At 68.1% G+C, this 17,737-nt stretch carries 38 protein-coding genes and 1 tRNA gene; 16 read left to right on the top strand and 23 right to left on the bottom strand.

Translation table 11 applies throughout. The annotated features are described in order from the left end of the window. The first annotated feature begins 224 nt into the window (after nucleotides 1-224). The 16 genes from ACFWGP_RS05425 to ACFWGP_RS05500 all read left to right on the top strand — a co-directional run bounded on the left by ACFWGP_RS05425 (nucleotide 225) and on the right by ACFWGP_RS05500 (nucleotide 6,533). The gene (locus ACFWGP_RS05425; RefSeq protein ID WP_376930284.1) at nucleotides 225-716 is read left to right on the top strand and encodes a hypothetical protein; all 492 of its coding nucleotides are present in this window, start codon (nucleotides 225-227) and stop codon (nucleotides 714-716) included. Further along, the gene (locus ACFWGP_RS05430) at nucleotides 713-1,051 is read left to right on the top strand and encodes a hypothetical protein (RefSeq protein WP_376930285.1); all 339 of its coding nucleotides are present in this window, start codon (nucleotides 713-715) and stop codon (nucleotides 1,049-1,051) included. The genes ACFWGP_RS05425 and ACFWGP_RS05430 overlap by 4 nt, the downstream gene beginning before the upstream one ends. A gap of 112 nt (nucleotides 1,052-1,163) precedes the next feature. Further along, entirely contained in the window at nucleotides 1,164-1,346 is a 183-nt protein-coding gene (locus ACFWGP_RS05435; protein ID WP_376930286.1) for a hypothetical protein, read from the top strand. Beyond that, nucleotides 1,343-1,915, top strand: a complete 573-nt coding sequence (locus tag ACFWGP_RS05440) for a hypothetical protein (RefSeq protein ID WP_376930287.1) — start codon at nucleotides 1,343-1,345, stop codon at nucleotides 1,913-1,915. The genes ACFWGP_RS05435 and ACFWGP_RS05440 overlap by 4 nt, the downstream gene beginning before the upstream one ends. 94 nt (nucleotides 1,916-2,009) lie before the next feature. After that, nucleotides 2,010-2,216 (top strand): hypothetical protein, encoded by a 207-nt coding sequence (locus ACFWGP_RS05445; protein WP_376930288.1) that lies wholly within the window; start codon nucleotides 2,010-2,012, stop codon nucleotides 2,214-2,216. 16 nt (nucleotides 2,217-2,232) lie between these two features. Continuing rightward, entirely contained in the window at nucleotides 2,233-2,700 is a 468-nt protein-coding gene (locus ACFWGP_RS05450) for a hypothetical protein (RefSeq protein WP_376930289.1), read from the top strand. 95 nt (nucleotides 2,701-2,795) lie between these two features. Continuing rightward, on the top strand, nucleotides 2,796-3,137 hold the full coding sequence (locus ACFWGP_RS05455; protein WP_376930290.1) for a hypothetical protein: 342 nt from the start codon (nucleotides 2,796-2,798) through the stop codon (nucleotides 3,135-3,137). Nucleotides 3,138-3,140: 3 nt separating this feature from the next. After that, nucleotides 3,141-3,335: a hypothetical protein gene (locus ACFWGP_RS05460; protein WP_376930291.1), complete on the top strand. Its 195-nt coding sequence runs from the start codon at nucleotides 3,141-3,143 to the stop codon at nucleotides 3,333-3,335. A 133-nt stretch (nucleotides 3,336-3,468) separates the two neighbouring features. After that, nucleotides 3,469-4,035, top strand: a complete 567-nt coding sequence (locus ACFWGP_RS05465; RefSeq protein WP_376930292.1) for a hypothetical protein — start codon at nucleotides 3,469-3,471, stop codon at nucleotides 4,033-4,035. A 2-nt stretch (nucleotides 4,036-4,037) separates the two neighbouring features. Next, nucleotides 4,038-4,328: a hypothetical protein gene (locus ACFWGP_RS05470; RefSeq protein ID WP_376930293.1), complete on the top strand. Its 291-nt coding sequence runs from the start codon at nucleotides 4,038-4,040 to the stop codon at nucleotides 4,326-4,328. An 85-nt stretch (nucleotides 4,329-4,413) separates the two neighbouring features. Continuing rightward, nucleotides 4,414-4,800: a hypothetical protein gene (locus ACFWGP_RS05475; protein WP_376930294.1), complete on the top strand. Its 387-nt coding sequence runs from the start codon at nucleotides 4,414-4,416 to the stop codon at nucleotides 4,798-4,800. Next, nucleotides 4,797-5,165 (top strand): hypothetical protein, encoded by a 369-nt coding sequence (locus ACFWGP_RS05480; protein ID WP_376930295.1) that lies wholly within the window; start codon nucleotides 4,797-4,799, stop codon nucleotides 5,163-5,165. The genes ACFWGP_RS05475 and ACFWGP_RS05480 overlap by 4 nt, the downstream gene beginning before the upstream one ends. Next, on the top strand, nucleotides 5,162-5,425 hold the full coding sequence (locus ACFWGP_RS05485) for a hypothetical protein (protein ID WP_376930296.1): 264 nt from the start codon (nucleotides 5,162-5,164) through the stop codon (nucleotides 5,423-5,425). Before ACFWGP_RS05480 ends, ACFWGP_RS05485 begins: the two co-directional genes overlap by 4 nt. Beyond that, nucleotides 5,422-5,628: a hypothetical protein gene (locus ACFWGP_RS05490; RefSeq protein ID WP_376930297.1), complete on the top strand. Its 207-nt coding sequence runs from the start codon at nucleotides 5,422-5,424 to the stop codon at nucleotides 5,626-5,628. Before ACFWGP_RS05485 ends, ACFWGP_RS05490 begins: the two co-directional genes overlap by 4 nt. A 99-nt stretch (nucleotides 5,629-5,727) precedes the next feature. Then, nucleotides 5,728-5,910 (top strand): hypothetical protein, encoded by a 183-nt coding sequence (locus ACFWGP_RS05495; protein ID WP_376930298.1) that lies wholly within the window; start codon nucleotides 5,728-5,730, stop codon nucleotides 5,908-5,910. Beyond that, nucleotides 5,907-6,533 carry a hypothetical protein gene (locus tag ACFWGP_RS05500; protein ID WP_376930299.1) on the top strand — a complete coding sequence of 209 codons (627 nt, stop codon included), beginning with the start codon at nucleotides 5,907-5,909 and terminating at the stop codon, nucleotides 6,531-6,533. Before ACFWGP_RS05495 ends, ACFWGP_RS05500 begins: the two co-directional genes overlap by 4 nt. Here ACFWGP_RS05500 and ACFWGP_RS05505 read toward each other — a convergent pair. From ACFWGP_RS05505 to ACFWGP_RS05615, 23 genes are all read right to left on the bottom strand, one after another. Next, nucleotides 6,520-6,831, bottom strand: coding sequence for an HNH endonuclease (locus tag ACFWGP_RS05505; protein WP_376930300.1), 312 nt, complete (start codon nucleotides 6,829-6,831; stop codon nucleotides 6,520-6,522). The genes ACFWGP_RS05500 and ACFWGP_RS05505 overlap by 14 nt on opposite strands. A 66-nt stretch (nucleotides 6,832-6,897) precedes the next feature. Beyond that, a tRNA-Gln gene (locus ACFWGP_RS05510) sits at nucleotides 6,898-6,969 on the bottom strand. 471 nt (nucleotides 6,970-7,440) lie between these two features. Further along, complete coding sequence (locus ACFWGP_RS05515; protein WP_376930301.1) at nucleotides 7,441-8,142, bottom strand: hypothetical protein; 702 nt, start codon at nucleotides 8,140-8,142, stop codon at nucleotides 7,441-7,443. Next, entirely contained in the window at nucleotides 8,135-8,362 is a 228-nt protein-coding gene (locus tag ACFWGP_RS05520) for a hypothetical protein (RefSeq protein WP_376930302.1), read from the bottom strand. The genes ACFWGP_RS05515 and ACFWGP_RS05520 overlap by 8 nt, the downstream gene beginning before the upstream one ends. Further along, complete coding sequence (locus tag ACFWGP_RS05525; RefSeq protein ID WP_376930303.1) at nucleotides 8,355-8,669, bottom strand: hypothetical protein; 315 nt, start codon at nucleotides 8,667-8,669, stop codon at nucleotides 8,355-8,357. Before ACFWGP_RS05525 ends, ACFWGP_RS05520 begins: the two co-directional genes overlap by 8 nt. Continuing rightward, nucleotides 8,666-9,127: a hypothetical protein gene (locus ACFWGP_RS05530; protein WP_376930304.1), complete on the bottom strand. Its 462-nt coding sequence runs from the start codon at nucleotides 9,125-9,127 to the stop codon at nucleotides 8,666-8,668. The genes ACFWGP_RS05525 and ACFWGP_RS05530 overlap by 4 nt, the downstream gene beginning before the upstream one ends. A gap of 2 nt (nucleotides 9,128-9,129) precedes the next feature. Then, nucleotides 9,130-10,029, bottom strand: a complete 900-nt coding sequence (locus ACFWGP_RS05535) for a hypothetical protein (protein ID WP_376930305.1) — start codon at nucleotides 10,027-10,029, stop codon at nucleotides 9,130-9,132. Between the two features lie 124 nt (nucleotides 10,030-10,153). Continuing rightward, on the bottom strand, nucleotides 10,154-10,411 hold the full coding sequence (locus ACFWGP_RS05540; RefSeq protein ID WP_376930306.1) for a hypothetical protein: 258 nt from the start codon (nucleotides 10,409-10,411) through the stop codon (nucleotides 10,154-10,156). 107 nt (nucleotides 10,412-10,518) lie between these two features. After that, entirely contained in the window at nucleotides 10,519-11,058 is a 540-nt protein-coding gene (locus ACFWGP_RS05545) for a hypothetical protein (RefSeq protein WP_376930307.1), read from the bottom strand. Then, on the bottom strand, nucleotides 11,055-11,345 hold the full coding sequence (locus ACFWGP_RS05550; protein ID WP_376930308.1) for a hypothetical protein: 291 nt from the start codon (nucleotides 11,343-11,345) through the stop codon (nucleotides 11,055-11,057). Before ACFWGP_RS05550 ends, ACFWGP_RS05545 begins: the two co-directional genes overlap by 4 nt. A gap of 4 nt (nucleotides 11,346-11,349) precedes the next feature. Beyond that, the gene (locus ACFWGP_RS05555) at nucleotides 11,350-11,892 is read right to left on the bottom strand and encodes a hypothetical protein (RefSeq protein ID WP_376930309.1); all 543 of its coding nucleotides are present in this window, start codon (nucleotides 11,890-11,892) and stop codon (nucleotides 11,350-11,352) included. An 11-nt stretch (nucleotides 11,893-11,903) separates the two neighbouring features. After that, nucleotides 11,904-12,371 (bottom strand): single-stranded DNA-binding protein, encoded by a 468-nt coding sequence (locus ACFWGP_RS05560; protein WP_376930310.1) that lies wholly within the window; start codon nucleotides 12,369-12,371, stop codon nucleotides 11,904-11,906. Next, nucleotides 12,371-12,772: a hypothetical protein gene (locus tag ACFWGP_RS05565; RefSeq protein WP_376930311.1), complete on the bottom strand. Its 402-nt coding sequence runs from the start codon at nucleotides 12,770-12,772 to the stop codon at nucleotides 12,371-12,373. The genes ACFWGP_RS05560 and ACFWGP_RS05565 overlap by 1 nt, the downstream gene beginning before the upstream one ends. 52 nt (nucleotides 12,773-12,824) lie before the next feature. Beyond that, nucleotides 12,825-13,175: a hypothetical protein gene (locus tag ACFWGP_RS05570; protein ID WP_376930312.1), complete on the bottom strand. Its 351-nt coding sequence runs from the start codon at nucleotides 13,173-13,175 to the stop codon at nucleotides 12,825-12,827. Nucleotides 13,176-13,331: 156 nt separating this feature from the next. After that, nucleotides 13,332-13,622 carry a hypothetical protein gene (locus ACFWGP_RS05575; RefSeq protein WP_376930313.1) on the bottom strand — a complete coding sequence of 97 codons (291 nt, stop codon included), beginning with the start codon at nucleotides 13,620-13,622 and terminating at the stop codon, nucleotides 13,332-13,334. Beyond that, nucleotides 13,619-13,993 carry a hypothetical protein gene (locus tag ACFWGP_RS05580; RefSeq protein ID WP_376930314.1) on the bottom strand — a complete coding sequence of 125 codons (375 nt, stop codon included), beginning with the start codon at nucleotides 13,991-13,993 and terminating at the stop codon, nucleotides 13,619-13,621. Before ACFWGP_RS05580 ends, ACFWGP_RS05575 begins: the two co-directional genes overlap by 4 nt. Continuing rightward, a complete protein-coding gene (locus tag ACFWGP_RS05585) occupies nucleotides 13,986-14,660 on the bottom strand; it encodes a hypothetical protein (RefSeq protein ID WP_376930315.1) in 675 nt (224 codons plus the stop codon). Before ACFWGP_RS05585 ends, ACFWGP_RS05580 begins: the two co-directional genes overlap by 8 nt. Beyond that, on the bottom strand, nucleotides 14,653-14,985 hold the full coding sequence (locus ACFWGP_RS05590; RefSeq protein ID WP_376930316.1) for a hypothetical protein: 333 nt from the start codon (nucleotides 14,983-14,985) through the stop codon (nucleotides 14,653-14,655). Before ACFWGP_RS05590 ends, ACFWGP_RS05585 begins: the two co-directional genes overlap by 8 nt. After that, complete coding sequence (locus ACFWGP_RS05595; protein WP_376930317.1) at nucleotides 14,982-15,383, bottom strand: hypothetical protein; 402 nt, start codon at nucleotides 15,381-15,383, stop codon at nucleotides 14,982-14,984. Before ACFWGP_RS05595 ends, ACFWGP_RS05590 begins: the two co-directional genes overlap by 4 nt. A gap of 2 nt (nucleotides 15,384-15,385) precedes the next feature. Further along, nucleotides 15,386-15,742 (bottom strand): HNH endonuclease, encoded by a 357-nt coding sequence (locus ACFWGP_RS05600; RefSeq protein WP_376930318.1) that lies wholly within the window; start codon nucleotides 15,740-15,742, stop codon nucleotides 15,386-15,388. Further along, on the bottom strand, nucleotides 15,739-15,987 hold the full coding sequence (locus ACFWGP_RS05605; protein WP_376930319.1) for a hypothetical protein: 249 nt from the start codon (nucleotides 15,985-15,987) through the stop codon (nucleotides 15,739-15,741). The genes ACFWGP_RS05600 and ACFWGP_RS05605 overlap by 4 nt, the downstream gene beginning before the upstream one ends. After that, nucleotides 15,984-16,769: a hypothetical protein gene (locus ACFWGP_RS05610; RefSeq protein ID WP_376930320.1), complete on the bottom strand. Its 786-nt coding sequence runs from the start codon at nucleotides 16,767-16,769 to the stop codon at nucleotides 15,984-15,986. The genes ACFWGP_RS05605 and ACFWGP_RS05610 overlap by 4 nt, the downstream gene beginning before the upstream one ends. After that, entirely contained in the window at nucleotides 16,759-17,736 is a 978-nt protein-coding gene (locus ACFWGP_RS05615; protein ID WP_376930321.1) for a YqaJ viral recombinase family protein, read from the bottom strand. Before ACFWGP_RS05615 ends, ACFWGP_RS05610 begins: the two co-directional genes overlap by 11 nt. Nucleotide 17,737 lies beyond the last annotated feature (1 nt).

Genomic DNA, 17,737 nt, shown 5'->3' on the forward strand with positions numbered 1-17,737 from the left:
CTTGAGAACTCCACAGAGGAACCCCGCTCGCACGTCCGAACGACGTAGCAGCCCATCGGGACGGAATGCGCATTCGCGCCGCTTGCGTCCCCTCCGGTCACGCACAGACATGACGACAGCGAGCCACGGTCACCCGGTCGAGTGAGAGACGCCCGGGTCACCTAGCGGGGATACGGGCAAGCCACTCCCTGAGTGTGAGCCGCTACCGGTAGGCCAGTGCGACAGTGTCGCCCGCCGAGGTAGCTCGACCGACCGGCAGAGAACTCGCCCGTATCCCCACTAGGTGCCACACCGGCACCGGTTCGAGAAGGGAACCGATAGTGAAGAAGTTCGAGAAGGTCGCCGAGCGCATCGGCGAACTGACCGCGTATGCACTCGCGAACACGGTCGAGTCCGCCTGTGAGGGCGGCGAAGCGCGGGCATTCTTCGAGGGCATCGGCGACAGCTACGCCGAGGCGATCATCTACGCCGAGGGCAAGCCCGACGACGACGCCGAGCACGAGATCGCCGATGGCGCGCCCGACATCTACAACCACACCCGCATGATGCAGCTCGTCGAGACACGGGCCTACCTCGACACGTCCGACCTTGCAACGGGCAATGAGGACATCGTCACCCTCGCGGGGTACGTGCTCTACGACCTCGCACGGGAGGTCGTTGCACACCTCGCGGAACTCTTCGACGAGTACGCCGACGAGATTGACGACGACGAATGAGCGAGCGTCGGAACCGATCGCGCGAGGCTTGCGACCTCGCGGAAGTGCTCGACGGGCGTTACACCCCTTGGTGGCGAGAGGTGGAAGTGCTCGAGACCCCGCGACGCATCCGCATCGTTGCGGATGATCCGAGCGGCCCGGATGACGACACGACGAGCGAGCGCGAGGTCAAGCCGCGCGAGGTCGTCGAGACGTTCGACCGGATCGCGAAGACGCGCCCGTCTCTCCTGTGCTGTCTCGCCGACATGACGGAGGAGCACCTAGGGATGGGTTGCGCGGAAGACGCCGACGTCATCTTTCAAACCCTGATCTACGGCCGAATCGTCTTCGGCTAGCCCCGCATGGTTGCGCGGTCGGGTTCGATTCCCGGCCGGGGCACGAGCGCGCAAGGGTTGCGCGCCCCGGGGGCATTGCGGCCCGGGTGACCGTCGAGAAGGGACGGGAATCATGCAACAAACCAAGGGAGCGCGCCGAGCAGCGCGCGCCGATCATCCGGCACGCCGCCGGGTGTTCATCGTCGGCATTGCCGGAGAGCACGAGCAGCACGACACCCGGGCGGCAGCGCTCGCGGTCGTCGAGTTCGCGCACAGCATCGGGCAGCGCGTCACGATGACGAGCCGTCTCGCATGACGCGCCAAGAGCAGCGCGACCGGGACGAGTACGCGGGATACGTTGCCCGCCGACTCGCCGACTACCGCGAACATGCGGGATGGTCGGCGGGCGTGTGGCAACCGACGTACACGATTGCGCAGGGGCAGATGGTTGCCGCCCCGCCGCGCGACGAGTCAGACGCATTCGTCGGGCCGTGGCACACGGTTCGCCCGTACGTCACAGAAGAGTTCCGAGTGTGGGTCGACGAGTACTTCGCCGAACGCCTCACGTTCACCGAATGGCAGGCGACCCGCCGCCACGATCGCGAGCGCGAGCGGATTGCACGCGAAGAGTTCGAGGAGACCGGCGACGCCGCTCTCGACTCGCTCACGTTCTGGCGCGAGCTCGACGAGCAGCGCGACCGTCTGATCGTCCAGGCACGCACCGCGGGCAAGTCGTTCGCGCAGCTCCGAGTGGCAACCGGGATGAGCCGGGCAGCGCTCGCGGCCGTAGTTGCGAAGCACACCCGCGCCGACATCCCCGATGTCGTGCCCGCCGAATGGGTTGCAGTCGTGAGCCCGGAGGGAGTCACCGAATACGCGTTCTGAGAGCGCAGCCCCGCCGAGAGGATCGCGCCGGTTCGTTACCGGGGCGGGGCACGACGGCCGCAGATTGCGGCCGGGTTCGAGAAGGGAACCAACCATGAGCACGAGCACGAGCACGCCGCTCCCCGTGACGGAGGTCACCGAAGACGAGTTCGACGCCATCCGCGAGGCGGGCGAGTTGCAGCCCGAGACGGCGTATCTCGTCGTCAGCCCGACCGGCCGCGAGTCCTACGCGTGGGCACCCGACAGCGCCGGTTGCTACTGGTACGACACGGCCGACGAACTCAACGAGAACCACGGCTGAGAAGGGAACGCAGACCATGAACAAGCGCACCATTGCGCTCGCGACGGCCGCCGCGGTCGCCGCCGGATTGCTCGGCTACGGGCTCGCCGCATTGCGGCCGACGACGGCGGATGCCGCGCCCGCCGAGCCGGCCCCGTACGGGATCGTCCGAGAGGTGCCCGTGCACGTCGTGCACACGGTCGAGGTGCCCGTCGAGCGGGTCGTCGAGAAGGTCGTCGAGGTGCCGGTCGAGGTGCCCGTCGAGGTCGAGCGGGTCGTCGAGATTGCAGACCCGGCCGCCGAGCAGACCGCGTACGTGAGCGGCTACGAAGACGGGCGGATCGAGGGCGACGACTGGGCCGTCTCGACGTTTGCAAGAGCGCTCGCGACCGCGTGTGAGTCGGAGGACTCGACGGATTGCTACTGGGATGCCGCCCGGATGGGCAACGGCATCGGCCAGAGCTTCGTGAACTTCAACGGGACGGACTACTACGCGGCCGAATGAGCCGCAGCCCTGCCGAGAGGATCGCGCCGGTTCATTGCCGGGGCAGGGCACGACGGCCGCAGATTGCGCGCCGCGATCGAGAAGGGATCGAACCGATGGGTGCAGTCAAGGAGGCCGCCGCGTCATTCGCGGACATGGTCAACGCGTGGGCGAACGACGAGGAGATGCCGGGCAAGTTCACCGTGCACGAGGGCCGCGTATTGCGCGACATGATGCACGCGCTCGGCTACCCGGGCGACGGGGACGACCTGCTTTACAACGTGTGGTCGGACGAGGCCGAGAGCGACCGCGACCCGTACCCGTGGGCGAACGCGCACGGGTCGCGAGTCAGCGACGAAGACTTCCAGGCGAACGTGAGCGACTACCTCGCGAATTGCGGCGACGAACGTTTCTACTTCGAGCCCCGCCCGAACGCCGACGAGTGGGTGGAGGGCTGACCGATGGCGCACCGCTTCACGTTCACGGTCACTGTCGAGGTCGAGCGCACGACAGGCAAGTTTGCAGCGCGCGACGAGATGGCCGACGCCATCCGCGAAGAGCTCGAGGGCTCCGACCCCGGCGGGCTCTACGGGCTCGGCGCTGACGGCGAGTCCGAATACGACGTCACGAGCTGGGAGGTCGACGAGGCCGAGTAGATACACAGCCCCGAATGGTTGCAGCGCGGTTCGATTCCACGCCGGGGCACGACGCGCGAATTGCGCGCCACGTTCGAGAAGGGAACACACCATGTCCGAGCAGATCATCACGACCGACGAGTACCGAGCGACGATGCGCGCGTACTGGGACGCACAAGACCGACACCGCGAGACGAGCATCCGCGAGCTTGCGCGACTCATCCCCGAGGGATGTGTCGCCGCGATTCTCGAACTGAACGAGACGCCCCGCATGGCCGTGCATGCGTTCCGCGATGCGGACAGCAACGACCTCGACCCGACCGAGTTCGAGGGCTTCGACCAGATCGACGATGTTGCGATGCAACTGGACTTCGCCGACTGGGAGGGAGCCGACTCGTGGCTCATGCGCGACACGGTGCTCGGCGACGAGTACTTCATCATCACCCGCGACGTACTGAACACGCCGGCAGCCGATGAGATTGCGCCCGAGGAGGGTAGCACCGAGGACAACTCACGCGAATGCCGCGAGTGCGGCGAGCACGTTGGGACGCTCAGTACTCGCGAGTGGTGCGACGGCTGCGAGGAGTACGACGCCACGCACCCGGCCTGCCCGAATTGCGGCGAGCATGTCGAGGCCAGTGAGCTCGACGTCCCCGAGGGCGATTGGATCGCGTGCGATTCCTGCTACCACAACGCCCGCCGCTCCGGCTGGAACGGCTGAGCATGGCCGCGAAGGTCGAGCACTGGCTCATCGGCCCGCTCAACGCGGTTGCCGTGAGCGGCGACGCGCCCCACAGAGGGAAGGGGAAAGGCGAACTCTGGGAGCGAGTTGCCGAGGGGCGGACGCACGAGCGATCGACCCGGCAAAGCGCGCTGAGCCTCCGCGTAGGAATCAGCGTCGCCCGCGCAGTTGCAGAAGAGCGCGGGGTGAAGGATCACCCCGTCGCCACCCCTGCCCTGCACTACGCATTCTGGGCGTCCGGCGTCATCCGCGCGGGCGTCCTCGTCAAGTAGCCCCGCACGGTTGCGCGGCCGGGTTCGACTCCCGGCCGGGGCACGACGCGCGAATTGCGCGCCACGTTCGAGAAGGGAACGACAGATGACCTACACCTACCGGGTGCGCCTCGAGTTCGATGTCGAGGTCGACAACCCCTCACACATCGACGCCGCGTTTGCAGCCGCCGACTGGTTGCAGGATCGCGCACGAGAGTCGCGTCTCAGCTATCTCGTCTACGAGACGCAGCAGCACGGCGACGAGTCCGGCCAGTGGTACGAGACCGACCTCGAAGACATCGAGCCCCACGACGAGCGCGACGACGGCGACGACGTCATGCCCGACCTGAGTTGCGCCGAGTGCGGCAACGGCGAGGCCGAGACGTACGTCGTCACGTACCTCGACGGCGACCAGCACAACCGCTACACGCGCACCGAGATTTGCATCGACTGCCATCGCGATCTTGCACTCATGGAGGCGAGCGACCGATGACGATCTACAGCAGCGGCAAGCACGCAAAGCTCACCGCCGACGAGTACCCGTGGGCGCGCGAAGACATCTACGGGAACGTCATGGCGGACCGCTCCAGCAAGCAGCGCGCACCCCTGTATGGCGCACTCGACTGCTGGCACCCGCGCCCCGAGTCCGACCGCCCGCTTACGAACCCGGCGAACCCGGTGCTCACTGCATTCCGCGAGGCAGTTGCAGATGGCGACCTGTACGCCGACCCGTCGTCGTGGCTCGTAAACCTCGACAGCATGGACGCCGACGCCGAGCTGTGGCAGCACCCGCGCGACGCGGTCTTGCACGCCGAGAAGGTTCTCGAACGACTCGCATGGATGGAGGCGTACGCGTGAGCACGATTGCACTCGCACCGACCCCGACGACGCGCGCACCTCGCACCCGCTACCGGGTGACCGGCCGCGACGGCAGCACCATTGCGCCTCGCGCCACGATCACCGACCACTGGGGCGAACCCGCCGAGTTCGTGCGCGTCGTCCGCGCCGAGACCTGCGGGCTCGCGCCGCGCATCATCGTCCGACACCCGGACACCGGCACCACGAACAACGTCTACGCGAGCCTCTACGGGCTCACCGTGCAGAAGGAGGAACCGTGAACACAGAAGTTGCGGGGCTCGACGAAGGGCAGCGCGCCGAGTTGCGCGAGCTCGTCGCCCGCGCGGTGCGCGCCCGCGCCGCTCACATCGTTGCGACGTCCGAGTTCGGCGACCTCGCGGCGCGCACGATCGAGGCCGACCTCGCGGCGTTCGACGCCGAGACGCGGCTCGTGCACTACATCGAAGGGCTGGTCGCGAAGTGAACGCGACGCCGAAGCTCTACGACTTCGAGGTCACCGACCTCAACACGGGCGAGGACTTCCTCGTCCACCAACCCGAATTGCAGATCGAAGGAGACACCGATGAAGACGACCCCCCGACACCTCGCGAAGCGCCGCACGCTCGCGACGATCACCGCCGAGTGGGCCGCATCCCGCGGCAGGCTCGACCCGGAGTCGCGCCGGAGCGGTCGGCACGCCGTCGATCGCGTGCCCGAGCCGACGAACCGGAGCCTGCGGGCGACCGGGGCGAGCGTCAGCCCGTGATCCTGCGGCGGGTGCTCGGGTGGGCGCTCGCCGCCCTCGCCCTGGCAGCGGTCTACATGTCGTGGGGCGCGCTCTACGACAGCGCGATCTTGCTCGGCGGCATGGAGCCCGACCGAGCGATCGTGTTCCCCGCGATCGTCGACCTCGTCACGATCGTCGCGATGCTCATCGCGTTGCTCGTGCCCGGGGCGCACCGCCTCGCGTGGGTGACGCTCGGCGTGTTCGGCGCGGTCACGATTGCGGGCAACGCTGCCCACGTCGTGGCCGTCGACTCGGCCGAGCTGCGGATGGGTGAGGTCGTCGCGATCTTGGTGAACGCGGTGCCCGCCGTGGCATTGCTGATGGTCACGCACCTCGCGGCCGTCACGGTCTACGGGGCGCGGCGCGAGCCCGCCGAGGCATCCGTGCCCGAACACTCTGTGCCGGATGCCGAGCTCGAGCTCGAGCCGCGCCCGCCTCAGCAGCGCCGCCCCCGCGCCGAGTCCGCCGAGAGGCAGGCCGCGCGCCGACGCGCCGAGGAGTTGCGCAGCGGTGACCCGAAGCTGTCGATCGCCGCGATTGCAGCCGAGGTCGACGTGCCGAAGGCGACCGTGGGGAGGTGGCTCGCGCCTACCGCCGGATGAGCCCGGGGTGCTGCGCCGCCGGCCGCTTCACGTTGTAGCGTGACGGCCGGCGGTACGCCGACCCGCCCTCGCTCGACGACTTGCGTCGGTGGTGCGGGCCGCACAGCGACCGGAGGTTGCTGTCGTCGTGGTTGTCGCCTCTCTCGATGTGGTCGACGTCGCTCGCCTTCTCCGAGCAGCGCACCCCATCGGCGCGCCACGTGCAGCGGTAGCCGTCACGAGCGAGGATGCGCTTGCGCGTCTGCGGCCAGTCCTTCGGGAGCCGCGACTTGCGGTTCGACCCCTGCCATCCCGGCATTGCTACCCCCTCCCCGGAAATGCGAAAAGCCCCCGGCCGAAAGGCACGGGGGCTTTTTGCGTTGCGCTGCGGGCCGTGGATTCGAACCACGACTACCCGATCCAGAATCGGGCGTGCTGCCTGTTACACCAGCTCGCATTGTTGCGCGCCGGGGCTCCGCGGCCGACCGCGATTGCGACCGGCCGGGCCACCCCGGCGCGACTCCCCCGATGGTGCGGCCCACGAGGTAAGGGCACTGTGTTTTGCCGCGTGCAGACGGCGGGACGCTGCCGGATCACAGCAGAGGGAGAGATCAGAGCTCCGCTCCCCAGGCATCCGTGGCGGAATGGCAACGCTCTGCGGTTGACGCCCCGGCGCACGCGTATGTGAACCCCGACGTCGCGCCTCGCCGACCTGATTGCAGGCGGTGAGCATTGCGCTCTGCTCGCGTCGCTTTCCACGAGAGTTCTCGCGACGGCAGCAGCGCGGCCCCCGGATCACGGCGTGTGTGTCGGGGGCGCGACGTGGCTTAAAGACGAAAAGCCCCGCCTGAGAAGGAGGCGGGGCTTTTCGAGTTCACAGGCCAGTGGAGACACTTCTCCCGACCTGCCATCAGATTAACACACGGGCCTACGCGCGCGCGTGATCTTCTGCCTGCGGGACTGGGAATGTGCCCAACTGATCGGCGAGCAAGACCAACTCGGAGCGTTCCCAGTGGAACTCGCAGCGGTGGCACTCCGCGCCGAGCACGGCACCCGTGTCGCGGTTCTTCGTGATGTGCAGGGCGTCCTTGCGGATCACCTGCCCGTCGACGATCTGATGCACGTACCGCTCCCCGCACTGCGGGCACGGGAGTTGCACCGGCTGCGTCTTCGGCGGGTCGAAGAACCGCTCGATGCGGTCGTGCCACGCACGCACGAGCTCGAGCGCGGTCGTCTCGCGCAGCTCCATGAACACGGTGCCCGTCCAGCTCGTCTGCGGCTGGCCGACGACGTACTCGGTCGTCTCGTTCGTGAGCTTCGCCCACTCCTGCAGCATGTGCTCGGCGTTCGTGAACACGGTGAGCCCGACGACGGATGCCACGTGCTCGATCTGCGCCGAGATGAGGTTCATGAGGTCGAGCGCCGCCTCGTTGATCGGCATGCTCGACTTCGCTCCGAACCCTCCGCCGCCGCCATCCTGGCCGGTGCCGAAGTCGTCTCGGATTGCACCTCGGAGACGGTCGATCATCGACCCCTCCCACGTGACCTCGTGGCCGGCCGCCGTCTCGATCATCGTCGGCCACATCTCAGTGAGGCGGGTGACGTACTCGCTGAACGTGAGCTCAGCCACGCGCCCTCCTTCGCGGCTCCTCGCCGACGACGATTCTGCCCGGGTAATGCGGTCGCGCCGACTCGGCGAGTGCGGCGAGCACTTCGATCGCCGCAGCGGTCGCACTGGCCTGCTCGGCGAGCGCCGCGATCGCGTCGGCGAGCGCCGCGACGACTTCGCGGGTTACCCCGGGGTCGAAGCTGACCTCCATCGGGCCGATGGGTTGCAGTTTCTCAGCCATGCCAGACGTTCTCCTCTCCCGGCACCGCGACCTTCGCGGGTGCCGCTCTCTGCGGGCGCGGGTTCTTGTGCCCGCTGCACCGGCACTTGCCGAGGGTGAGGCGGTGGCAGTCGTAGCTACCGCACCCACCCTCGGCCTTGTTGCACTCGAGCGTGCGATCGGACAGGCGGACGAACTCGACCTCGCGGCCGTCGCGCGTGAGCGTGAACGACTCGGGCGGTTCGTAGCCGGGCTCGGCGTAGAGCTCGACGCCGTCGATCATCGACGCGGCGGTGCCGGCCGCGCCGTAGTGGTAGCCGATCCTCATGCGGCGATCGCGAAGTCGACGAACTTGAACCCTTGGTGGGTCATGGCTTCGCGTAGGGCTCGCAGATTGGCAGCCCTGATTTCGCCCGCGCGGATCGCGTGCCGGTCGGGGCCGCCCGCTTCGTCGAGCCGGCGCTGCGCTTCACGGATTCGCACGCCTGCGCGGATACCCGCCATCTCGACGATCCCTTCGAGGCGTTCGTCGGCGTTGCGGATGATCGCGTCGACCCTCGCTTCGAACGTGTCAGGCATGGGCGACCGCTCACCCGTCTCCTCGTCCTCGATCGTGTGCTCGACGCAGAAGTGGTCGAGGAGCGTGGTGATGACCCACTCGTTCTCCCGCGCGTCCCGCTTGGCGAAGTCGATGGAGTCGAACGCTGCGTAGTCGCCGTCCTCTGTCGAGCTCCGGTTGCATCCTGGGTAGTCGCAGACGAGCCAGTAGAACGGTGCGCTTCTCACGCTCACAGCGCCTCCACGAATTCTTCGACGGCGGCCCAGTTGTCGGCGGTCTTACCGAGCTGGTCTTGACCCAATCGCTCGACCTCGGCTCGAGCTTCGAACTCGGCGAGGTCGACGCGCTCGGCGATCGCGGTGTCGATGATCGCGTCGATGGTGGCCGGGCTCAGCGCGTCGAGCTCCCACGACTGGCGGCCGTACTCGCGGATGTACCCACCGGCCCGGGAGTCGGTGGTCTTCGCGGGGTTCGGCGGCGGGTTGTACTGCTCGACCTGATCCATGTTCAGGGCGAGCCGCTTGACCGTCGTGCTCGCGCCGAACAGCTCGAGGCGTTCCTCGATGTCGCGGGTCATGTCGATGCCGGACGGGTCGTGGTCGCCGAGGTGCAGCACGACGACGTCCTGCCCGCCGTTCTCATGGCGGATGTGGCGCTGCGCTGCCGAGTGAAGCTCGGACTGCGAGACGTACCCGCGGCATGCGAAGTACGGCACCCGCCACCGGCCGGCCGTGCGGCCGACGACGCCGACGAGCGCTTCCTTCTCGACCCACACCTCGATGCGGACGTCCTGGTCGATCCAGTGGTCGACGCCGTACTGGTACTGGTTGCGGCGGATGAGGTCGCCGGGCGAGTTGTACGCCGCCCAGCTCGCGAGGTTGCGGGTGCGATCCTCGATGAACGCCCAGTCGATGCGGCCCGAGAGTCGGCCTCGGTTCACGATATCGCCGAGCCGCTTGTACTCGCGCTGCTTGTTCGGCAGGTAGCCGCGCGCGACGAACTGGTAGTAGAGCTGCCGCAGCGTGAGGTCGTACCCCTGCGCCTTCATCTCGGCGCAGATTTCGTTGGTGATCCGGACGACCGAGAGAGCGAACTCCCCCGGGTTCCACTCCTGGTAGAACCGCCTCATGTCTCTCCTTCGTGCTCGTAGTCGTACGCGGCCCAGTCATCCCGGGCCGACTCGTACGCGTAGTCGGGGTCGGGTTCGGGAGCCTCCCGGGGCGGATACACCCCGGGAGGCTCGGGCGGCCAGCTCAACCGATGCCGAGCGCAGCGCGGATCGCGTCGACCTTCGCGTGCTCCTTGCGGGCCTGCTTGATGACGGACTCGCTCTTCCGCCGCTCACGCGCGAGGCCGGCCTTGAGCTCCCTGACCTCAGCGCGCAGCCCGGCGACGTACTCGCGCAGCGGCCCCTTGGGGATGGAGCCGTACAGAAGCTCCTCGTCGAGCCGCTTCCCGAGTGCGGCGATGATGTCCGCGAACGGGTTGTCGTTCGCCTGCTCGGCGGTCATCCTGACCACGTACGCGGTCTTCTTGGGGACGGCCGGGAGCCCGATGAACGGCTGGTCAGTGATCGGTCGAAACGCGATCGGCGGGACAGGCGGGCAGAACCGGCACATCAGCGACCGCCCTTCTTGACGCCGAGCGCGTCTCGGATCGTGTCGACCCTCGCGTGCTCACGCTGCGCCTGCCGGATGATCGACGCGGCGCGCGCGTCGGCGAGAGCGGCCCGCTCGGCGGATGCCTCGCGCTCGTTCTCGAGCTGCCGTTCCAGCGCCTTGCGAGCGCCCGTCTCCTTCGTGAGCTGATGCTCGAGCTCGACGACACGTCGGGCCGCGAAGCTGTCGATGCCGAAGTCGTCGATGAGCTTGCGCTGGAACTCCGCGGTCGCCTGCTCGACGGCGAACTGCGCGCCGCCGTGGTGCAGCAGGCGCGCGTCCATCTCGATCATCGAGTAGAGCCGTGCGTCGACACGGAGTCGGTAGCCGTCAGTGCGGTTGTTGAGCTCGACATCGGCGCGCGCGCCCGGCATCACGCTCTTCACGGCCTGCTTGATCGCGTCCGGCGACGGCGGCCTCGCGGCCCGGAAGTAGGCGGCGGTCGGCGACTCGTCGCTCCTCAGGGTCGGGTTCACGCCGAGGATGTAGGAAGGGGTCATTCGTCTCTCCAATCCGGCTCGAGCATCTGCCGCTCGAACTCTGCAAAGGTCGGGCGCGGCCTGCGCGCCCAGTGATCGATCAGCTCCTCCGACGCGTACGCCGCGGCGAAGGTCTGGTTGTGGGTGAACAGCGACCACGAGTCGATCCCCGCCCGCAGACCGCGCTCGTTCAGCAGCTCGCCGCGCGTCTCCTTCTCGGCGACGCGGTAGGCGGCCTCGAGCACGTCCTGGTACTGCAGGCGAAGCGCCCGGTGCTGCTCGGCGGCGCGGGCGAAGATCAGACTCACGCGGTCAGAACTGCCGGCCGTGCAAGACGGGGCGACCGGCGTTGTAGCGCAGCTTCTCCTCGATGATCGACGCGAGGTCGATGCCCGCCTCGCCCGCCGCGTCGAACGCACGGATCACGATGTCGGCGAGCTCGGAGGGCACACCCTCCGGCTTGTGCCGCCTGTCGTCGACGAGACTCCCGATCGGGGAACCTCCCGTCATCTGCTCGGGCGGCGTGCCGACCGGCGCGACGTACACCTTTGTCTGCGTCGGGTAGTACGTCTCGTCGACGGCCCGCCCGCTGCGCAGTTCCTCGTGCGCCTCGACGGCCTCGCCGACGATGAGCATGAGTCGGTTCGCCCAGTGATCCTGCAGCGCGCGCTCGGCGAGACGCAACTCTTCGGCCGTCTCGGCGGCGGCGAGAGCGAGACGCAGCCTGTCGCCCGCCTCGTGGAACCCCTTCGCCTCGGAGCCAGCCCAGGCGAGCTGCTGCACGGCGCGGAGCCCGCTGAACGCGGACGAGAGGAGACGGGGGTCGGCCGTCTCGATGGTGGTTGGGGTGGTCATGCTTCTCCTGTTCAGAACGGTGTCTCGTCGTAGCCGCCCGGTGGGGGCGGCGTGGCACCCCACGCGTCATTCGACGCGGGGGCGAAGCGCTGCTCGCCGGGGCCGGCGTTGCGGCGCTGTGCGCGGGTCACGGTCGCGGTGGCGTAGCGGAGCGACGGGCCGACGTCCTCGACGTCGAGCTCGGTCGAGCTCCCCTTCTTGCCCTCGTTGTCCTCCCACTGCCGCTGCCTGAGACGGCCGGTCGCGACAACCCGCATGCCCTTCTGCAGCGAACCGGCGACCTGCTCGGCGAACTCGCGCCAGCACGAGCACCGCATGAAGAGGACGCTGCCGTCCTTCCACTCGTTCGACTGCCTGTCGAACACACGCTCTGTCGACGCGATCGTGAAGTTCACGACCGGCGTCCCGTTCGGCAGGTAGCGCAGCTCGGGGTCAGCGGTGAGGTTCCCGACGACGGTGAGGCTCGTCTCGCCCGCCACTACTGCTCGCCGGCCTCGAGGTCGAACTCGGGCAGGACGTTCTCGGGCTTGATGATGACCTTGCGGTGGTAGAGGCTCACGTCGGCCGTCTCGAGCTGTTCGACGAAGTAGGTCACGTTGTCGCTCAGACCGAGGAAGTCCTTCGTGTACTCGTTCGGCCCCTCCTTGCAGGTGACCTCGAGTTGGTTGCCCTCATCGGTGATCGAGCAGTAGCCCTGCATCTCGAGCATGAATTCGTTCGTGATGCCGTTGTAGAACACGACCCGACGCTCGATGTTGAACTGGTCGGCCTCCTTCGAGAGGTTGTACGACGCGTTCTCGGCGTCGCTGGTGCAGGCGGCCAGGGTCAGCGCCGCGGCGGCGACGAGGGCGGCGGCGGCGATCTTCTTCATGTGTTTCATGGGGCTCCTTGTGGTGTCGGTGAGATGAAGGGGACGAGCGGCTCGCCGAGCGCTACCGGTGATCGGCGCGCGAAAGCAGGAAGGCCGTGACGCCGATGACGATGAGCACGACGACGCCGATCGAGAGCGGAATCCAGAACGGGGCGAGTACCCACAGCCACGACCACGTGATGACGCCGCAGAGCTTGAGCACGATGAATGCGACGCCGAGGATGCCGAGCACGCCGGGGCCGGTGTACCGCACGTCGGCCGCGCCGCGATCTTCGACCCTGAGACGGCCGAACTGTTTGGCGACGCCGCTGATGATGGCGATGAGCGCAGCGATCGCGAGCACGACGACGACGACCGCGACGGCGACGACGATCGCGACTCCGCAGTAGGTGAGGATGTCGATGGGATTCATGGGTGGTTCCTCCTTGAGATGGGTTGAGATGGGATGAGACGAGCCGCTGCGCGGCGGATCAGCCGTGCAGGAAGATGACGAAGAGACATGGGACGGCGACGCAGACGGTGAGCCAGATCGCACCCCGCAAGCGGCGCTTCCTGACGGACGGCTCGGTCACTGCACGAACTCGCACGACGTCCAACGGGTGATCCGCTCACGCGAGATGAACCGCAGCTCGCCCGGCATGGCGACGCCGAGCTCCACCGCGTCTCGTATCCAGCGCTCGCGCGCCGACGCCCTGTAGTCCGCGTCGGCGAGCCCGACGCGATTCGAGAACTCGCGCTCCCACTCGACCTTCCCGTTCGGGTAGAGCACCCCGTACTGGACGACCGTCTCGGGCTCGGGCGGCAGCGGCAGCGGCGGCAGCGGCAGCGGCTTCACGCTCGGCGTGGGGGTATCGGTCATGTTCCGTTCGTCTCCTTCTTTTCGATGGCTCGCATGGCTATCGCGAGTGCTTGCTGTTCGGGTATCGGGGGATGCACTCGTCGCGGCGCGTGCTCATCACGACGGCGATCCCGTTCGGCGTGCTTTCGTTCGAGCGCTGCCTGCACCTGCAGGTCGTTCCACCTCCCGTAGCCCGGGGCGCGGTTCCGGGAGGCCATCTCGGCGAGCCACTTCCGGCGCTCGGCTTCGTGGACAGTGAGCATCGCCCTGTGGTGGGGTGCCGCGAACGACTCGGGCAGCACGGCGTCGATCGCGGGGAACTGTTCGGCGGCGACCTTCGCCGGGTTCACAGTGGCGAGGAAGATCGCGAGCTGGTCGTCGGACTCACTCATCGAGTTCCGCCTGACGTTGTGCTTGCCAGTACTCGAACGCGTTCCGGGCGGTGCCGCAGGGGCGGCAGGGCTTCTCAGTCCCAGCGGGGTGCTTCGAGCAGAACGGTGACGGTGGAGTCAGGTCGCCTTCGAGTGCGGGTCGCGAGGTTCCCCCTCGCTCGCTCTCTCGCTCACCCCAGCTCTCGCTCTCACCCTCCCGCTCTCTCGGCTCTCGCTCCCTCCCTCTCGCACTCTCTCCCCCTCTCCCCTCCCCTACGAGCGGCTCGCGAACGGCTCGCGAGGAGTTGACCTCCTCGCGCACGCCGTCGACCGTGAGCCCCGTGTAGACGTCCTCCGGGTGCCCTGGCAGGCGAGAATCGGTGGGCTTGTCGACTCGCTGCCAGTAGAACCAGTCGGTGATCCACACGTAGGTACGGCGACCGACGTCGTAGATCTTGATGAGGCCGGCGTCGTCGAGCTCGGTGAGGTGCCTCTCGATGACGTCGTTCGAGATGTCGTCGAGCGGGTAGACGGCCGAGCGGATCAGGGCAGGGTTGCCCGACCCGCGACCGTAGTCGTCGACGTACATCCAGAGGCCGATGAGAGTGAAGCGGGCCTCGCGGTCGAGGGACTGGACGTCCTCGTTCTCCCAGAACTCAGGCTTGATCGCACGGATGCGCCTACCCACGTGCCAGAGCTCGCAGCACGAGGTCGGTCGCCTCGGGCACACGGGACATCGGGACGGCGAAGCACTCGGTGAAGCCGGAGCCCTGATCGCCGAGCACGGCGGTCGCGTGCTGCCACGTCGGGAACGCCCGGCGGAACTCCTTCTTGAGCGCGTTGAGCGCGCGCGTCTCGTCGTGCAGGTTCCGGTCCCGTACGAGCACCATCACCCGAGCGCCGCGGCGCGCGTGCTCACGAACTCGGGCCATGCTCGTCGCGGTGCCGACCTTGAACACGCGCGCCGACTGCCAGTAGACCGCGTAGACGAGCGACTTCTGGCGGCGGTTCACAGGTCGACCCCCTCGAACCGCACCGCCTCCGGGCCAAGCGCTCGGAGCACCTGCTCAACGGCAGCATCGGTCCCGTGCATCCCACCGTCTCGGATCGCGCCGGACGGGTCGTACGAGTGCCACGCCCACGGATACTCGGAGAGCGGGGACGGGCTGAGCCGGACGAACACGGTGGAGTCTCGAGCGTCGACGACTACCGCACCGAGCTTCCGCGGCACATCGACCGGCCTCCGGTAGTCCGCGCGGAGCCCGGGGACGAGCCCGTTGAACGCTGCGGCGATGTCGTCGGGTCTCACGGTGACGCTGTTCCCCGCGATCGTCAGCCGCGGGTTGCTGCCGTACAGCGCAATGTCCAGAATCGCGCTCGAGGCAGGCAGCGCGCTCTTGATCTTGGGCATGGTCATCTCTCCTTGGTGTGGGTGCCGTCATCGTTCAGGTAGACGCGGCCGTGGGTGAACGTGTAGATCGGGACGTCGGCCGGAGTCACCCCCTGCGCGACGCGGAACCCCAACTTGGCGGCGATGCCGGGATGGGATTCGATGTAGCCGTGGCAGCCGGTCGTGGCCGACCCGCACACGGTGACGAGGTTCGACGGCGCGTTCGTGTCGGGCCGCCTCGAGCCGCCCATGCCGCGGGCGCGCCGATGCTGCAACGAGTAGTCGTCGTCGCGGATCGGCCGCCCGCAGTCGGGCATCTGGCACGTGTCGCGGTCGCGCTCGCGAACCTCGGCTCGGGTCTTCCTCGAGACGCCGGTCACGCCGCGGCGCGCATGATGCGGTCGCGTTCCTCACGGGTGAGCGGCATGGGTGGAGCGGGCGGGCGCATCCGCTTGATGAGGTCGGGGCGCTCGACGAGGCGAAGCGCTTCGAGCACACCGTCGAAGCTGCGGCCGAGCATGGCCGCTACCTGCCGCGGAGACTCGCCGACACCGAGCAGGTGCTCGACCTCATCGGCGACCTCGAGCCGGGTGAGCGGCTTCGGCCCGCCCTTCGGCTTGGTCACGGCTCGATCCCAGCGGCCGGGCGCAGCTCGGTGAAGCGGCGCGGCTCTGCCTTGATCTGGTCGAGGCCGAGCAGCGTCCAGAACCCCTCGGGCTTGAGGCCGTTGCTGCGCTGCGGGCCGTCGAGCTTGAGGCGACCGGATCGCACCCCCGAGAGGATGAGCTCGCCACGGGTCGGCATCTCGATCACCGAGTCGACGTCGTAGACGAGGTTCTTCTCGGCCTTCACCTTGTCGGCCGAACGCTCGCCGTCGACGCCGTTGAGGGTGATCGTGTCGGTGCGGGCGGTGAGCAGCACGGGGCCGTGGTGCATCCGCAGCACGCGCATGAACTCGCCCCACTGCTTCCGGGTGCGCGTCCAGACGTCGGACGGAATCTCGACGGGCATCCCCTCGGGAATCTCGCCGCCGTGCCGGGCTGCCACGCGGGCGTCGGCGATCGCCTGAGCGCGCTCGACGAGCATCGTCCAGATGAGGCCGGCTGAGTCGACGGCGATGAGGTTCGGCTCACCGTTCGGGCCGGGGTCTTCCATGACGGCTTCGGTGAGCTGGTAGATGATGTCCTCGAGCGTGCCGTCGTGCTCGATGATTTCGAAGTCGGCACCGGGGATGATGCCGTACTCGTCGGGGTCGAGCTCGCCGACCGGGAGCCAGAACGTGCGGTGGATCAGGCGGCACGCGGACGCCTCGGCGATCCAGTGCGATTTCCCGACCTTCTCCTTGCCCGTGAGCAGCGTGATGTGCCACGTCGGCTTGCCGCTCGGGCGGCGAGTCTTAAGCGCCAAGAGCTTCGTATCCCTTCTGGGTTGTGAGGTGCACTCGCACCCCGTCTTTTCGTGGACGCCACGTCTGGATCACGTGGCCGGTGTGCGGATGCACGAGCTCGGTCGCGTCGCCCAGGAACTCGGCGATCGCGAACTTGCCCTCTTCGATTTCGCGCTCCATGTCGGCGGTCGTCTGCTTGAGGTCGGAGCGGGCGAGCACGTACTTGCCCCATGTGTCGAGCAGGTCGTCGGTCGCGGTCTTCACCTCGCCCCGGTTCCCGGGGTAGAGCTTCGTGAGGTCGTCGCCGAACTGGGGGCGCGGCGGCCGACCGCCGAGCATGTGCTCTTCGTAGAAGACGCGGGTGCGCTCGACGATTTCTTCCTGCCGCTCCTTCCGGGCGGGCAGGTTGTAGAGCTTGTAGTCGGTCGGCCCGTAGTTCCAGACCGCGAGGTGCGCGAAGTCGGCGTCGTCGAGGATCAGGCACTCGACGTCCTCCTGCGCGAGGTAGTCGGACGGCGGCCCATCGGCGAACGACTCGCGATCGAACGGCGAGCTCGTCTTGAGCTGCAGCGGCCGGAGCCGCCCGTCAGGCGAGCGCACGAGACGGTCGAACGTCGCGTGCAGCCACGGGTACAGCTTCGAGCGGGCCATGAACCCGGGCAGCACCCGCCCGATCCCGGGCTGGAACTCGGCGACCCACCCCGCGACCAACGGCTCGGCCTTGTGCGAGGTGTACGAGTGCACCGGGTCGAACGGCTTCGGCGAGCCCTGCTTCCCGAGCCACACTGTGAACGGCGTCGAGTCGGGGAAGTGGGACTCGCCGAGCACCGGGGCAACCTCGGATGCCCCGATCGAACTGCGACGCTCGCCGAGCCACGTCGGGGTGTCGGGCACCACCGGCACGAGGTAGTAGTGATCCGTCTCGAGCGGGATGCCGTAGCGCTCGAGACGACGCTTGAGCGCGGCGATCGCGCGCTGCTCACGCACC

This window comes from Agromyces sp. NPDC127015 (assembly GCF_042725165.1).
Taxonomy (GTDB): Bacteria; Actinomycetota; Actinomycetes; order Actinomycetales; family Microbacteriaceae; genus Agromyces; species Agromyces chromiiresistens.